Raw genomic sequence first — 15,272 nt, forward strand, 5'->3', positions numbered from 1 at the left:
TTGATTATCCCTTTTTGACCGCGTTTTTTAAAATCCCGACGGCTTCTGTCATTTCTTCCACCGACAGGTTTCCAAAGCCCAGGCGCATAGCCGTTACACTTTCAGTTTGATACAAAAGTTTTTGCGGTAAATGAAGATTTTGCGCCAGACAGTTTTTGCTGATGCGCATCAGATTTAGTTCGGGATTCCATTTTGTCCAGATAGACAAACCTCCGGGCGGAGCCGAAAATGATACAAAATCACCCAATTCAGAAGTTAACAAATCGCACAGAGAATCTCTTCGTTCCTGATAAATTTTCAATGCCTTTTTAAGATGCCGCTGAATTTCTCTTTCTTCCAGCAATTCACCTAAAGCCTGTTCCATCAACATATCACCCTGCCTGTCAACAATACGGCGAAACTTACCTAATTCCTGAATCAGATTTTCCGGAGCCACCAGATACCCCGAACGAAAACCCGGCGCAAGGGAATTGCAAAAAGAGCCAATATAAACAACCATTCCATGCCTGTCCGCGCTGGTCAACGGCAATACCGGGCTGCTGTTGTAATGAAAATCGTAGTCATAATCATCTTCCAGAATTATAAAACCATATTGAGCCGAAAGGCTAAGTAGTTCCAGCCTTCGTTCCGCACTCAAAGTCACCGTCGTCGGATAATGATGATGCGGAGTCAGGTATAACATTCTGATCTTTTTGGTTTCACAAAGTTTCTTAATTGCTTCAACAGAAATTCCATCCTCATCCACCGTAACCGGAATTATACTTGCACCGGCTTCCTGAAATATCATATTGGCAACATAATAACTAAGATCACCGACAATAACCAGATCACCCTTATCAATTAACATATTAGATGCCAGATAAATACTCATATGTATACCTCTGGTGGTTAGTATATTATTTTGAGTAATGTGCAGCCCACGGGTATTATTAAGGTAATGCGCCAACGTTTCCCTATAAAATTCATTCCCTTCAACATGGGAATAACCAAAATGTTTGTGACTGCTTTTTCTTTTAAGAATTCCACCATAAACTTTTGACAATCGGTCCAATGGAGCCAGGCGTATGTCAGGAAGGCCGTCTGTAAATTCAAGTGCCGAATCAGTACTAACGAAAGGTTTATCGAGTAATATATTTTGTTTGAAGCCAAAACCCGTTTTTGCCGGATAACTGGTTAAAAATTCGGTATTATATTTTAAAGAATCTGACCTCCTTGCCGGCGATTTACTACTTACAAAGGTTCCTTTATTAGGCTGAATTTCGGTCCAACCCTGCGCATTCAGTTCATCATAAACGGCAATTATCGTTTTACGATGAACGTCCAGTTGCTGAGATAACGTACGAGATCCGGGTAGCTGGATACCAGGAGTTAACACCCCGCGCTGAATCGCATTGATCATTTGGTGGACAATCTGCAAATACACTGGCGTATCTAAAAGCCGATCAATGACGACCATGCTTTTGAAGGGAATTTGAACCGGACTACTCATTCCGCAAAATTAATAAATTATAAGAGTCCGGCTGAGAATATCCACTAAAAGATCACTTAGATCATGGAAACATAAATAAAAAAGTTTCGGATTTTAAAGTACAATTCATCCAAACGAAACATGAAACCGTATATTACGAAAAACGCACTTCATTATGAAACTATCAACATCCATACTTTTCGTCTGCTTTTTATGCGCTTTCAAACTTCCAAATGCGACGGTTGAAAAGGTGGATATTAACCATTATGCCGGAACCTGGTATTCCCTTTATTCAATTCCGTCTACTTATGATAAAGGGAGTAAAGAAACAACGGGGAAATATACCTGGAATAGAAAGGGGGAATATTACGATGTAGTTACGTCCTATAAAAAAGAAGGGAGTGATGAAGTTCATGCCGTGTCTTCAAAAGTTTATCAGGTGCCTGGCACCAATAACGCCCAAATGAAGGCACAATTTCTCTGGCCATTCAAAATCGATTATTGGGTTATAGAACTTGCTTCGGATTATTCCTACGTGGTAGTTGGCCATCCTGAACATAAATTTTTGTTCATCATGAGTCGAAAAAAATCGATCGATAAAAAACTTTATTCCGACATTGTTACGCGCTGTGAGGCGAAAGGATATGATGTATCAAAACTTACTTGTCAAAATCACAAAGAATAATATAGTTACCTGAATTACAGCTGGATAAATCAGTTTTTATTCGCTAAATTTGATACAGTTCAGGATCTAATTTAGCAATTCTAACGGTATTGGCTATGATCAGAAGATTTCTCCCTATGCTGCTGGTTCTTCTTTCGCCCGCTTGCCTGGCGAATTTTCTGTTGATACCAATGGACAAAACGCAGACTAATCATCTCAAAGCCTATGGTTTGGCGTATGCAATTCTTAAAGATGATGTAGAACTGGACTGGCTTTTAAATTATCGCGGAGGCAGTTTCATGGTACAATATTCCAAAGCCATTGAAAGAGAATGTAAGCTGCGGGCAATTTCCTTTGATGTTTTATCTGATGCTTCGGAGGCGCAGATCATAAGCCAGATCAGTAACCCCAATGTTAATATGGAGGTAATAAAACTGCATACTGCTGCTAAAATTGCCGTTTATTCTCCAATAAAAATAAGCGCTTCGGAATTCGAAAATACGGATGCAGTACTGTTGGTTTTGAAATATGCTGAAATTCCTTTTGAAGTTATTTATGACGAAGAAATATTAAAAGGCGACCTCCCAAAGTATGACTGGATTCACTTGCATCATGAAGATTTTACGGGTCAATTTGGAAGAAATTTAAGGCGCTTGTCGCCAAATGATATCAAGGCACAAGAGGCCATTGCAAATCGTTATGGCTATACCAAGGTATCACAAATGAAATTGGCCGTTGCCAAATCAATTAAAGAATTTTGTGCCGGTGGCGGATTTTTGTTTGCGATGTGTTCTGGTGCAGAGACTTTTGATATTGCCCTGGCTGCCGAAGGAATTGATATTGTTGATGGCATTGATGGCGACGGTGTAGATCCTAACGCTCAATCAAAACTGGATTATTCCCAAACATTTGCCTTTCAAAATTTCAAACTTCATCTGGACGATGATGATGGAAGTGCGTTTTCGGATATTAACGCAACCGGTGGGCGATCCTGGTACAGCGAAAATGAAGATTATTTTTCACTTTTTGATTTTTCTGCAAAATGGGATGTAATTCCTGCTATGCTCGTGCAGAATCATGAAAACCTGATCCGGGAATTTTTCGGACAGACTAACGCATTTACCAAATATACCGTCAAACCAAACGTGTTGGTGATGGGAACAAGCAGCCAGTCAGACAGATACATATACGGAGAACTGGGCCGCGGCCAATGGACGTTTTATGGTGGACATGATCCGGAAGGGCGTCGTGGCGGCAACCGGAGAATGGCGACCGACCTTAATCTTTACCCCAATTCTCCGGGTTACCGACTGATCCTTAACAATGTTCTTTTTCCCTCAGCCCGGAAGAAAAAGAGAAAAACCTGAAAATTGGTGACAGCCACTTTAAATTAATATATTTCCCAGATAAAAATGTTCCGGTATGATTATCTAAAAGGACCGGAACAAAAATTAGCAACCGGAAATAGCATTACAAGTGGGAAGAAAATTTGTGGAATTTATCTTTTTCGGAAATTACTTTGTCGGCACGCTGGCTGTTGCGCTTTCTTTGGAAACTGCTTTTCAGCTTCAAATTCATTTTAATTCCTCTTTGTATTATTTGTTACTGTTTTTCGGAACGGTGATGTATTATACTTATGCTTATTCAGGTATTACCAGTGCTAACAATTCCATAAATCCCAGAACAATCTGGTACGCCAAACATCATGATTTCATCAAATGGAGCCAACCTGTTCTACTTTGCATTTGTACGATTTTATCGTTGGTTTTGTGTCTCAGGTATTGTGAAAATATTCTAAGATTACCAGTGGCGTACTGGGTAGTTGTCAGCGTTATTTGCCTTGCTTCAATTCTCTATTACGGCTTAATCCCAAAATCTTTTATAAAATTAAACCTTCGAAATACCGGCTGGCTTAAAGCATTCATTATTGGATTTGTCTGGGCCTGTTCCGTAAATCTGTTGCCGTTGGTTGTTTTACAGATTGAACGCGGCACGTACTATGTCGATCCGGTCTTTGCACTTTGGCTTTTTATGAAAAATTGGATGTTCTGCACAGTAAACGCCATCATGTTTGATTTGAAAGACTACGAAGACGATTCCAATCAACAGCTTAAAACGTTTGTCGTTCGCTATGGTTTAGAAAAAACGATCTTTTTCGTCTTGATCCCCCTGTTGACCATCGGTGTCTTTGCTCTGTTGCTTTTTGCACATTTCAGGCATTTCCAAACGGTAATTCTGCTATTTAATCTGACACCTTTTATTCTAATGCTGACCGTCGCCTGGTCCATGCTGAGGCATAAAAATATTCTATACTACCTCATCGTCATTGACGGCCTTTTGTTGGTAAAAGCAATTTGTGGCATCGCCGGTACTCAATTTATTAAATAGATAAAAACAATGGATACTGATTTCGACATAGTTGCCCGTCCATATGATTTTATCAGCCGGCTGGTTTTTGGAGATGCTTTGGTGAGAGCACAAGTAAGCTTACTTTTCCAGATTTCACCAGAGAGCAGAATTCTTATCGTCGGTGGTGGAACAGGGTGGATTCTTGAAGAAATCTCGAAAATACATCCATCCGGATTGGAAATTATTTATGTAGAATCCTCTTCCAAAATGATTGAATTATCTAAAAATCGAATCCGTAAAAACAATAACATTTCATTCATTAATGCGCCTATCGAAAGCTATCAAATTGAAAAACTATTTGATGTGATCATAACGCCTTTCTTTTTTGACCTTTTCAAAAATGACAAAATTGAGATTCTTTTTTCCGGATTAAACGAAAAGTTAAAAAAAGATGGATTATGGCTTTATACCGATTTCGTTCCAACTAAATACCAGACAAAAATCTGGCAAAAACTACTTTTAAAAACAATGTATTTGTTTTTTGGAATATTAAGTAAAGTTGAAGCTTCCGAACTAGTGGATATGGATTTTTACTTTACAGAAAAATATAGCAAAATTTCTGATAGGTGGTTTTATGGAAAATTTGTAAGGTCGATAACTTATAAGAAAATACTGATGTAAAATTCTTTACCGGTTATTCTTCAAATCATTTTTCACTTTCTGTACAAAATCCTCCGACACATCTGCCAGAACTGCAATTTTATCGACATCGAAGTCATAATTTGTGAGAAGATTTTGGACAAATATTATTTTACCTTTTTCTAACCCCTCTTCACGTCCTTTTTCAATGCCCTCCTCAATACCTTCTTCCTTCGCCAGCATCTTAATCGTTTCAATAATTCCCATGGTAGTTTCTTTACCGGTTAACAAATTGATTTCCTGATCAAATTTACTATTTATTTCAGAATTCTCTATGTATACAAATGTCTTCAGAAAATAGAGAAAACGTCTTATTTGTTCATTGTCATATTGCTTGCTTTGGATAAGCGCCCTTGCTATCGTCAGCCTTTGATCCCCCAACTCTTCTTCCGGAACTTTTCCCATTAACAATGCCTTTTGTGCAGCCAGAACAATTAGTGCAAATGGATTATTCATATCTAACAGCTGTTTTTCACTATGCCGAAGAATTCCGTAAGCATTGAATTCATATGTAATCCTTGTCCCCAAAAAATTCTTTTGATATAAAGCAGCCTGATTTTGATTCTTTTGACCCGTAAAAACAGCAAGAGCCACTATCTCAACCTCAAAACGGTCCAGAATTCTGTAATAATACTGAAACATTCTTTTTGCAAAATTCTTCCCCGCTACCGCCTCAATTTCGATGTGAATTAATATCCATTCCTCTTCGCCACTACTCAAAAAAGTTTTCACAAGCATATCCACAAACCGGCTTCCGCCATGCTTTTCCAGTTCAGGAAATAATTCGCTCAACTCCTTATCCATAAATTCAAAACCGCGCCCCATGTTGAAAATGTTGTCCGCATCGTCAAAAAAGAACCGCAGCAAATCGGGAAAAGCCTCTTCAAATGCACTTTTCAGCAGTATATCATTTTTTTTACGCATAGATCAACAGCTAGTATAAGTCACTTATTTTATGAAAAGAATTACGAAAACTGACGAACGTCACTCAGTATAGAGATACAGGTCATCTTCTCTCCCATTCAAATCCGCCAATTTTGACTAACATTTTAAACAAGTGTCACATTACACTTTATGTTATTTTAAACTCTGGTTTTCAACACGCTTACTCGACCTATGAAATCCAACGAATTGATTATTGACAAACAAATACAGACCAGACCTACCTGTTATCACTGCGGAGAAGAATGCAGAGATGAAATCATTCATTCAGACGATCATGAGTTTTGCTGTGAAGGCTGCTCGACGGTTTATGATATTTTGAAAGAGAATAATCTGTGCAGTTATTATTCTATTGATGGTGCCCAGGGAATATCTCCAGATATATCTTATTTCCAGGGCAAATTTGATTATCTGGATCTGCCAGAAGTGGCTGGAAAATTGTTGGAATTTACCGATGGGAAGCTTTCAAGCGTCAATTGGCTGATACCTAAAATACATTGTAGTTCTTGTATATGGCTTTTGGAACAATTAAACCGATTCAATCCTGCCATACGAAGTTCTGTTGTTAATTTCCCTGAGAAGAAAGTAAGAATAACCTTTGATTCTCAACAAATTAAACTAAGCGAATTAGCTGCACTCATTACTAAAATTGGCTATGAACCCTACATCAGTATGAACGATGTTGAAGGAAGTCAGAGTCAAAAATGGAACAGAACCCGCTTGTATAAAATCGGGATTGCCGGTTTTGCTTTTGGTAATATTATGCTTCTGAGTTTCCCTGAATATTTCCACCTTGGTGAAAGTACATCGGATCAGAATCTAAGAACACTTTTCAGCATCATCAATCTCGTATTAAGTCTGCCGGTATTTTTCTATTGCGCAGCTGATTTTTTCAAATCTGCCTGGTCAGCGCTAAAAGGAAAATATCTCAATATTGATGCTCCTATCGCATTGGCTCTGCTTTGTGTTTTCCTGACCAGTATCTATCAAATTATGTCCAAAACCGGTCCGGGGTATTTCGATTCACTTACCGGTGCTGTGTTTTTCATGCTGATTGGAAGATATTTTCAGGATAAAACTTATGCGGGCATTTCTTTTGACCGAGATTACAAATCTTATTTCCCTGTCGCCGTTACTGTAATAAAAGACGGAAAAGAAAACCGGGTACCCATCACTGAGCTTGCTCCGGGCAATATAATGCTTGTCAGAAACCAGGAGTTAATTCCGGCAGATGCTGTCCTGATAAGTAGCAGGGCATTGATCGATTACAGTTTTGTATCCGGAGAAGCCGAACCCATAGAACGCCACAAAGGTGATACCATCTACGCCGGCGGAAAACAGACAGGATTGTCTGTTGAATTGGAAGTTCTTCGTAAGGTATCACAAAGTTACCTTACCCAGCTTTGGAACAATGATACTTTTACCCGAGAAAAAGAGGATCAAAATCAGACACTTACCGCCCGGATTAACCGATATTTTTCCTCGGTAGTACTCATTATCTCGGGTCTTACTTTCCTGTTTTGGTTCTTTATTTTAAACCAGCATGAAACGGCTTTCAGAGCTTTTACAACTTCATTACTCGTAGCATGTCCATGTGCATTGTTGCTTTCCTCGACCTTCACCAATGGAAATTTATTAAGTCTTTTTGGTAAATACCGTTTTTATCCAAAAAACGCAGATGCTATTGAAAGACTTTCACATATTGATACTATTGTTTTTGATAAAACAGGAACCATCACACAGACAAACGAAGCCGAAATCGAATTTATTGGAAATAAACTCACAGAAGATGAACTTGTTATAGTGAAAACATTAGCTATGCAATCTTCTCATCCTTTGAGCAGAATGCTTGTTAGAAAACTTGAAAATATTACCGGAAGCAGGCGAATGCTCATACATTTTGAAGAAACCGGAGGAGCAGGAATTAAAGCTTTCTGGGGAAAAATCGAAGTGAAACTAGGGTCTTCCAAATGGGTTGAAAATACAAATCCGACAGAAAAAACGGATAATGCTTCTCATGTTTATGTTTCTATTGATAAAAAAATAAGAGGACATTTCACCCTGAAAAGCAAATATCGTCCTGAACTCGCAAAAACTGTAAATATACTTCAAAAAGAAGGTTTTGAAACTTATCTTTTATCGGGAGACAAACAGACAGACCGCCCTATATTATCACCAATTTTCGGAAAAGACACCAATTTATTATTTGAACAAAAACCGGAAGAAAAACTTAGTTTCATTGAAAATTTACAAAAAAAAGAAGGACGTAATGTTTTGATGATCGGAGATGGACTGAATGATGCAGGAGCTCTTCGTCAAAGTAATGTTGGGTTAGCCGTATCAGATGATATCAACAACTTCTCCCCTGCCTGCGACGCCATTGTGGAAGGAAATCAACTGGGAAAACTTCCCTCTTTTATAAATCTCGCTAAATCCGGTCAGCGCATTATCAAGATCAGTTTTGCTATATCGCTTCTATATAATCTGTTCGGTTTGTCGTTTGCAGTTGCAGGAAAATTGTCACCGGTGATAGCTGCCATTCTTATGCCGGTCAGTTCAATAACCATTGTACTTTTTACCACTGCTGCAACTAATATTTCTGCCAGAAAATGGATAAAAAACTGATGAACATCAGTTAAAAACCCATTCAAAAATCATCGTTTGCCGCCAACAACTCAGGTAGTTTTGGTTCATGAAACACAGGACCCAATTTTATTTTAAAATACTGATTATCAATAAAATTAACTAAAAACAATTCCCATGAGCGCCCTTTATGTTTTGATTCTCGTCAGCCTGTTTGTGGCCTTAGCTTTTCTCAGCACATTTATTTGGTCGGTCCGGAAAGGTCATTTTGATGATGATTGTACACCGGCCATGCGCATACTCCTGGATGACGGAATTACGAATCAAAACCAATCCAAAACAACCTAAAAGCTAACCACGGATTTATCTTACTCTACCCAATAATTACCAATATCAATTCACCATTCTGCTCTCAAAATTATGTCAAACCTTCCCAATCCAGGCATCGCATCCATTGAGCTGGACGAGTTTCAGTATGATAATAAAATCGTACGAAACTTTGCTATCGCGACGATCCTGTTCGGACTTATCGGTATGCTTGTCGGCCTGTTAGCCGCCTTCCAGCTTGTATTTCCCAACTTAAATATGGATTTACCATATACTACTTTCAGCCGAATAAGACCGCTGCATACCAATGCTGTTATTTTTGCATTTGTAGGAAACGGTTTTTTTACTGGTTTATATTACTCTGCACCAAGGGTATTGCGCACGCCTATGTGGAGCCCTGTTTTAAGTCGGTTCCACTTTTGGGCCTGGCAGTTCATTATTATAGGCGCAGCTATTACTTTGCCCATGGGATTGTCCAGCGCCAAGGAATATGCTGAATTGGAATGGCCGCTTGATATAGCAATCGCAGTCGTTTGGTTATCAGGACTTACCAATTTGGTGATGACAACAATTCACCGTCGTGTTGAACATATTTATGCTGCCATCTGGTTTTACATTGCTTCATTTGTTACCGTTGCGATGCTCCATGTGGTTAATAATCTGGAACTTCCGGTATCCCTTTTTAAAAGTTATTCTCTTTACGCTGGCGTTCAGGATGCTTTGGTTCAATGGTGGTATGGGCACAACGCTGTTGCGTTTTTCCTGACCACACCTTATTTAGGTTTGATGTATTACTTTTTGCCAAAAGCAGCCAACCGTCCGATTTATTCATACAGACTTTCCATCGTCCATTTCTGGTCATTAATTTTCCTTTACATCTGGGCTGGTCCTCACCATTTGCTTTATACTGCTCTGCCTGACTGGGCGCAAACACTCGGAACCGTATTTTCCGTGATGCTTATTGCTCCTTCATGGGGCGGAATGATGAACGGACTTTTGACTTTGCGCGGCGCCTGGGACAAAGTTCGGGAAGATGTGGTTTTGAAATTCTTTGTTGTTGCGATCACCGCTTACGGTATGGCAACATTTGAAGGACCGATGCTGGCTTTCAAAAATGTTAACGCCATTGCCCATTATACCGACTGGATCGTTGCCCACGTACACGTGGGAGCGTTAGGATGGAACGGCTTCCTGACATTTGGTATGCTATACTGGCTTTTCCCTCGCTTATACAACCGCCCATTATTTTCTACCAAACTGGCAAGTTTCCATTTCTGGATCGGGACGCTAGGGATTCTGTTCTATACCATTCCAATGTACTGGGCTGGCTGGGTGCAAAGCTCTATGTGGAAGGAATTTACACCCGAAGGTTTGTTAAAATATCCGAATTTCCTTGAAACCGTAACGCAGCTCGCACCGCTTTATTTCCTAAGAAGTATTGGCGGCACGTTATATATTATTGGTTTTATTGTGATGATCTACAACTTGTGGATGACTGCACTAAAAGGCAATCTGGTTCCTTACGAAAAGGCGAAAGCAATGCCTCTGGCTGCTGTTTGGCATGCTGAGAAAAAAGAATTCTGGCATCAGAGATTATTGGAACGGAAACCTTTAACGATCACCATTGTTGCCTTGCTAGTCGTTTCCATTGGCGGTATGATCGAAATGATTCCAACTTTCATGATCGAGTCCAACGTTCCGACCATTGCCAGTGTAAAACCTTACACCCCACTTGAACTTCAGGGACGTGATATTTATGTTCGCGAAGGTTGTTATGTTTGTCACACGCAAATGATTCGTCCTTTCCGTTCCGAAATTGAACGTTATGGAGAATATTCAAAATCCGGGGAATTTGTCTATGATCACCCGCATCAATGGGGTTCAAAACGCACCGGCCCGGATCTGCACAGAATCGGTGGAAAATATCCTGATTCATGGCACTACAACCATATGGAAGATCCAACCTCTATGTCGCCAGGGTCCATCATGCCTCGTTATGGCTGGTTATTGGAAGATGATCTGGACACAGCTTCAACTCCCGGAAAAATCCGTGCAATGCAGACACTTGGTGTTCCTTATGAAAAAGGTTATGATAAAATTGCTAATGCTGAATTGCATAAACAGGCGCTGGGGATCCAGTCAAGATTGAAACAAAGCGGGATCAAAGCCAATGAAAATAAAGAAATTATTGCATTGATTGCATACCTGCAAAGATTGGGGACGGATATAAAAAGGTAGGGGCAACCCTTGTGGTTGCCCAGAGCCCGGCGACGACCAAACCAGTTCCCGGACGCCGAAAATAGGGCGACCACGAGGATCGCCCCAACCGGACCAATTCCCAGAACGTCGAAAAAAGGGCGACCACGAGGGTCGCCCCAACGATCATTAATAATATTCAATCATCATGAAATTCCGAAACTATCTTGAAACCATTGCAGGTGTGGGCATTTTTCCGCTCATTTCCCTCATCATATTCTTTGTCTTCTTTGTCGCACTTCTGTTTTATGTTTTCAAACTGGATAATAAATCCATTAACAAAATGAAAAACATTCCATTAAACGATGGAAGTATCAAAAAAGGAATTTTATCAATAATACTTTTCATGACTTGCTCTTTGTCTGCATTTGCTCAGGAACCAAAAGAGGAACTTCGTGTACTTTCCGGCACTGATATTTTACTTATAATGCTGCTGGGATTATTGTTTTTCATAATGGTTCTGGTCGTTATTTTACTGGTAAATGCGCTTTCCATTTTAAAACAAGTAACAAATTCAAATCCCGAAACAGCCCCTAAAACAAGCTGGTTCAAAAAATTTGCCGGTCTTGGTGTTGCGTTAAGTGACGAAAAAACAATCCTGATAGAAGGCCATGATTACGACGGAATTCAGGAGCTCGATAATCGTATGCCACCTTGGCTTCAATCCTTATTTCTGGCAACTGTCTTAATCGCGATTGGTTATTCAGCATATTATTTCAGCGGCATGGGTGATTTGCAAATTGCAGAACTGGATAAAGAAATAGCCATGGCTGACATTGAGAAAAAAGCTTATCTGGAAAAGGTGGGTTCAAGCATGGATGAAAATACGGTAACCCAGCTTACAGAAAAGGCCGGAATTGACGGTGGAAAAGCTATTTTCCAGGAAAAATGTACCGCTTGCCACGGTGGTGAAGGCGGTGGCGGTGTTGGGCCAAACCTTACGGATAAATATTGGCTGCACGGTGGAAATATTAAAAGCTTGTTCAAAGTAATCAAATACGGCGTCCCCGAAAAAGGTATGATTTCCTGGGAAAAGCAGCTTTCTGCAACGGATATCCAAAAAGTAGCCAGTTTTGTATTATCGCTAAAAGGAACCAAACCGGCAAACCCCAAAGAACCGCAGGGTGAATTATTTGAAGAAGGGAAAGTGTCTTCGGATAGTACGATAGCGGTTAAATAGTTGAGAGTTTTCTTTTAATAATAATTAACGTCCTTTTGGACTAATGAAAATGATTACGCCAAATCCAATATCTCTTTCCACACCTCCGGCCGACGATTCTTTCAGAGATCACTTCAATGGAGTTAATGAAGATGGAAAACGGAATTGGTTTTATCCGCAAAAGCCAAAAGGAGCCTGGCATAACCGGCGTTTATGGTTTACAGTCGTTATTCTTACTTTATTATTTGTAACGCCTTTTTTAAAGTATAATAACCAGCCTCTTTTGCTTTTCAACGTCCTTGAAAGAAAATTTATCATTTTTGGATTGTTCATCGGGCCGCAGGATTACTGGCTTTTCGGGCTTACGATGTTGTCCTTTATGGTTTTTATTGTTTTGTTTACAACTATATTCGGGCGTTTATGGTGTGGCTGGGCTTGTCCGCAAACCGTTTTTATGGAAATGGTTTTCCGGAAAATCGAATACTTTATTGAAGGTGATAGCGGCAAACAAAAATTACTTAACAAAGCGGCCTGGACAAGTGATAAGATTCTCAAAAAAACAACCAAATACGCTGTTTTTCTGCTTGTTTCGTTTTTGATCTCCAATCTGCTTTTATCCTATATTATCGGTGTTGATGAAGTATCAAAAATCATCAGTGAACCTATAAGTGAGCATGTGCCTCTCTTTTCAGGAATTATCATTTTTACAGCGGTTTTTTATTTCAATTTTGCCTGGCTGCGCGATCAGGCTTGTACTGTTGTTTGTCCGTATGGCCGCTTGCAAGGGGTTTTGATGGATAGAAATTCCATTGTTGTTGCCTATGACTATAAACGCGGGGAACCTCGCGAAAAGTTACATAAAGGCCACGACCGCGCTGCCGGGGATTGCATCAGCTGTTTTCAATGTGTAGCCGTTTGCCCGACAGGAATTGATATCCGGAATGGTACCCAAATGGAATGCGTAAACTGCACCGCCTGTATTGATGCCTGCGATTCCATGATGGATAAAGTTGGTTTTGACACAGGTCTGATACGATATACTTCCGAAAATGCAATCGTTAACGGTGTCAACAAACTGATAACAAATCGTACACGCGGTTATATTGTTGTACTTGTTTTGCTATGGTCGGCGCTGGGATATCTGGTAGTTTCCAGAAATGATACGCAGACAACTTTATTCCGTGCACCTGGCAGTCAATATATTGAAAATAGGGATGGTACGATCAGCAATTTGTACACTTTCAAAATTTTCAACAAAACAAACCAGATTGTAAAACCGGTTATTCATCTCGATTCGCCAAAAGGCACTTTGCTCTTTGCAGGAAAACCTGACCTGACGCTGGATGGAGCTGGCATGTCGGAAGGGACAGTTTTCATTATTATTCCAAAAACAGAATTAAAAAGCCGAAAGACAAAACTCAAACTTTCTGTTTTTCAGGGAAAAGAAAAACTGGAAACTTTTGAAACCACTTTCATGGCACCGGAAGAATGATTGAAAAGTATTTTGCTCCGAAATCATAATTGAAATATTTAAACGAACAACATCATGAAATTTAACTGGGGCGCAGGCATCGCAATACTCTATGCCGGATTTGTGGTCATGATACTTTTGCTGGTAGGCATGAGCGCCAGCCAGAAAATTGATCTTGTAACGGATCAGTATTATGAAGAAGAACTTCAATTTCAGGATAAAATAAATAAAGTAAACCTGGCAAAAGCATTAAATAATCCGCTAACCTGGCAAGTGGAAGAGCATGGAATTATGATTCATTATCCAAGGGAATTCTCTAAAGACACGCTGTCAGGGAATGTGAAATTGTACTGTCCATCCGATAATACTAAGGATCGTACTTTTCCAATAAAGGCAAAAAACAACGTTCAGTTAATAGCCGCCTCAGAAATCCAGTCTGGCCGTTATTATTTACAAATCGACTGGAAAAACGGAAAACAATCTTACTGGAATGAGGGCGTAGTCGTGATTACCAAAAATGGATTCTGATGTATAATGCTCTTCCATATCTCGCGTTGTCAATGGGATTACTGAGCAGTTTTCATTGCATAGCCATGTGCGGTCCTATTGCCTTGGCATTGCCCGTTCAAAAAGGAGACAAGTTTCAGCAATTTGCAGGTTTAGCTTTTTATAATACCGGCCGAACTTTTACATATGCGGCTCTGGGAATCGGTTTGGGTTCACTCGGTTCCTCATTTGCCTGGATTGGCTATCTCCGCTATCTTTCCATTTTTGCAGGAATACTGATGGTGCTTTATGTGCTCTGGCCTGCACGCCTGGATACCTATTTTCATCCACCAAAATTCTGGCAGAAATTTATTCAGCATTTGAAAAGACAAATGGGAGAAATGCTGCGAAGCCGGAAAATGCAAAGCTGGTTTTTGCTGGGAATTTTAAACGGATTACTTCCTTGCGGCCTGGTCTATCTGGCACTTATCAGCTCGATTGCTACCGGAAATTCTCTCAGCGGTGGTTTGTATATGCTTATGTTTGGGATTGGTACCTTGCCAGCAATGATGGCTGTTGGTTTTTTCAAACAATGGTTTTCTGTTTCACTCCGTTCAAATGTACGAAAAATTACACCAATCATGCTGGCGATAGCTGGTATTTTACTGGTTATGAGAGGGATACTGATCGAATATCCGGTTAAAAATTCCGCCAATGATAATTCGATTCCGATTTGTCACGGTAAATAATAACTTTATTCCAAACTCTCAATTTTCGAAAATCCTTTCAAAAGTAAGTTTTCAAGCTGATTTCTGTCATGTTTTTAGCCGTAGCACCTGACTAGTTTTGATGTATAGAAATTAATTCA

The 15,272-nt window shown here is 39.8% G+C and carries 13 protein-coding genes; 11 read left to right on the forward strand and 2 right to left on the reverse strand.

What is annotated here, in order from left to right; translation table 11 throughout:
- Positions 1 to 4: 4 nt before the first annotated feature.
- The gene (locus FDK13_RS30130; protein ID WP_137343739.1) at positions 5 to 1,489 is read right to left on the reverse strand and encodes an aminotransferase-like domain-containing protein; all 1,485 of its coding nucleotides are present in this window, start codon (positions 1,487 to 1,489) and stop codon (positions 5 to 7) included.
- Between the two features lie 154 nt (positions 1,490 to 1,643).
- Between FDK13_RS30130 and FDK13_RS30135 the strand changes: the two genes are divergently transcribed.
- The 4 genes from FDK13_RS30135 to FDK13_RS30150 all read left to right on the forward strand — a co-directional run bounded on the left by FDK13_RS30135 (position 1,644) and on the right by FDK13_RS30150 (position 5,162).
- Complete coding sequence (locus FDK13_RS30135) at positions 1,644 to 2,153, forward strand: lipocalin family protein (protein ID WP_137343740.1); 510 nt, start codon at positions 1,644 to 1,646, stop codon at positions 2,151 to 2,153.
- Positions 2,154 to 2,248: 95 nt separating this feature from the next.
- A complete protein-coding gene (locus FDK13_RS30140; RefSeq protein ID WP_170982953.1) occupies positions 2,249 to 3,499 on the forward strand; it encodes an asparagine synthetase B in 1,251 nt (416 codons plus the stop codon).
- A 109-nt stretch (positions 3,500 to 3,608) separates the two neighbouring features.
- A complete protein-coding gene (locus FDK13_RS30145) occupies positions 3,609 to 4,520 on the forward strand; it encodes a UbiA family prenyltransferase (RefSeq protein ID WP_137343742.1) in 912 nt (303 codons plus the stop codon).
- 9 nt (positions 4,521 to 4,529) lie between these two features.
- The gene (locus FDK13_RS30150; RefSeq protein ID WP_137343743.1) at positions 4,530 to 5,162 is read left to right on the forward strand and encodes a class I SAM-dependent methyltransferase; all 633 of its coding nucleotides are present in this window, start codon (positions 4,530 to 4,532) and stop codon (positions 5,160 to 5,162) included.
- Positions 5,163 to 5,168: 6 nt separating this feature from the next.
- On the opposite strand, the gene FDK13_RS30155 is transcribed toward FDK13_RS30150, so the two are convergent.
- The gene (locus FDK13_RS30155; RefSeq protein WP_137343744.1) at positions 5,169 to 6,104 is read right to left on the reverse strand and encodes an RpnC/YadD family protein; all 936 of its coding nucleotides are present in this window, start codon (positions 6,102 to 6,104) and stop codon (positions 5,169 to 5,171) included.
- Between the two features lie 192 nt (positions 6,105 to 6,296).
- On the opposite strand from FDK13_RS30155, the gene FDK13_RS30160 reads away from it, so the two are divergent.
- The 7 genes from FDK13_RS30160 to FDK13_RS30190 all read left to right on the forward strand — a co-directional run bounded on the left by FDK13_RS30160 (position 6,297) and on the right by FDK13_RS30190 (position 15,153).
- Positions 6,297 to 8,747: a heavy metal translocating P-type ATPase gene (locus tag FDK13_RS30160; RefSeq protein ID WP_137343745.1), complete on the forward strand. Its 2,451-nt coding sequence runs from the start codon at positions 6,297 to 6,299 to the stop codon at positions 8,745 to 8,747.
- Positions 8,748 to 8,882: 135 nt separating this feature from the next.
- A complete protein-coding gene (ccoS, locus tag FDK13_RS30165) occupies positions 8,883 to 9,053 on the forward strand; it encodes a cbb3-type cytochrome oxidase assembly protein CcoS (protein ID WP_137343746.1) in 171 nt (56 codons plus the stop codon).
- Between the two features lie 72 nt (positions 9,054 to 9,125).
- Positions 9,126 to 11,270: a cytochrome-c oxidase, cbb3-type subunit I gene (gene ccoN / locus FDK13_RS30170; protein ID WP_137343747.1), complete on the forward strand. Its 2,145-nt coding sequence runs from the start codon at positions 9,126 to 9,128 to the stop codon at positions 11,268 to 11,270.
- Positions 11,271 to 11,436: 166 nt separating this feature from the next.
- On the forward strand, positions 11,437 to 12,468 hold the full coding sequence (locus FDK13_RS30175) for a c-type cytochrome (RefSeq protein WP_137343748.1): 1,032 nt from the start codon (positions 11,437 to 11,439) through the stop codon (positions 12,466 to 12,468).
- 43 nt (positions 12,469 to 12,511) lie between these two features.
- Positions 12,512 to 13,939 carry a cytochrome c oxidase accessory protein CcoG gene (gene ccoG / locus FDK13_RS30180; protein WP_229216280.1) on the forward strand — a complete coding sequence of 476 codons (1,428 nt, stop codon included), beginning with the start codon at positions 12,512 to 12,514 and terminating at the stop codon, positions 13,937 to 13,939.
- A 54-nt stretch (positions 13,940 to 13,993) separates the two neighbouring features.
- Positions 13,994 to 14,446 carry a FixH family protein gene (locus tag FDK13_RS30185; RefSeq protein ID WP_137343749.1) on the forward strand — a complete coding sequence of 151 codons (453 nt, stop codon included), beginning with the start codon at positions 13,994 to 13,996 and terminating at the stop codon, positions 14,444 to 14,446.
- Entirely contained in the window at positions 14,446 to 15,153 is a 708-nt protein-coding gene (locus FDK13_RS30190; protein ID WP_229216281.1) for a sulfite exporter TauE/SafE family protein, read from the forward strand. Before FDK13_RS30185 ends, FDK13_RS30190 begins: the two co-directional genes overlap by 1 nt.
- Positions 15,154 to 15,272 lie beyond the last annotated feature (119 nt).

The sequence above is a fragment of the Dyadobacter frigoris genome, assembly GCF_005280585.1.
Lineage (GTDB): Bacteria > Bacteroidota > Bacteroidia > Cytophagales > Spirosomataceae > Dyadobacter > Dyadobacter frigoris.

Bases quoted from the DNA above. Each gene is read 5' to 3' on its own strand.
- FDK13_RS30130 (WP_137343739.1), bottom strand. From the start codon at position 1,489: ATGAGTAGTCCGGTTCAAATTCCCTTCAAAAGCATGGTCGTCATTGAT.
- FDK13_RS30135 (WP_137343740.1), top strand. From the start codon at position 1,644: ATGAAACTATCAACATCCATACTTTTCGTCTGCTTTTTATGCGCTTTC.
- FDK13_RS30140 (WP_170982953.1), top strand. From the start codon at position 2,249: ATGATCAGAAGATTTCTCCCTATGCTGCTGGTTCTTCTTTCGCCCGCT.
- FDK13_RS30185 (WP_137343749.1), top strand. From the start codon at position 13,994: ATGAAATTTAACTGGGGCGCAGGCATCGCAATACTCTATGCCGGATTT.
- FDK13_RS30155 (WP_137343744.1), bottom strand. From the start codon at position 6,104: ATGCGTAAAAAAAATGATATACTGCTGAAAAGTGCATTTGAAGAGGCT.
- ccoN (WP_137343747.1), top strand. From the start codon at position 9,126: ATGTCAAACCTTCCCAATCCAGGCATCGCATCCATTGAGCTGGACGAG.
- FDK13_RS30190 (WP_229216281.1), top strand. From the start codon at position 14,446: ATGTATAATGCTCTTCCATATCTCGCGTTGTCAATGGGATTACTGAGC.
- ccoS (WP_137343746.1), top strand. From the start codon at position 8,883: ATGAGCGCCCTTTATGTTTTGATTCTCGTCAGCCTGTTTGTGGCCTTA.
- FDK13_RS30175 (WP_137343748.1), top strand. From the start codon at position 11,437: ATGAAATTCCGAAACTATCTTGAAACCATTGCAGGTGTGGGCATTTTT.
- ccoG (WP_229216280.1), top strand. From the start codon at position 12,512: ATGAAAATGATTACGCCAAATCCAATATCTCTTTCCACACCTCCGGCC.
- FDK13_RS30150 (WP_137343743.1), top strand. From the start codon at position 4,530: ATGGATACTGATTTCGACATAGTTGCCCGTCCATATGATTTTATCAGC.
- FDK13_RS30160 (WP_137343745.1), top strand. From the start codon at position 6,297: ATGAAATCCAACGAATTGATTATTGACAAACAAATACAGACCAGACCT.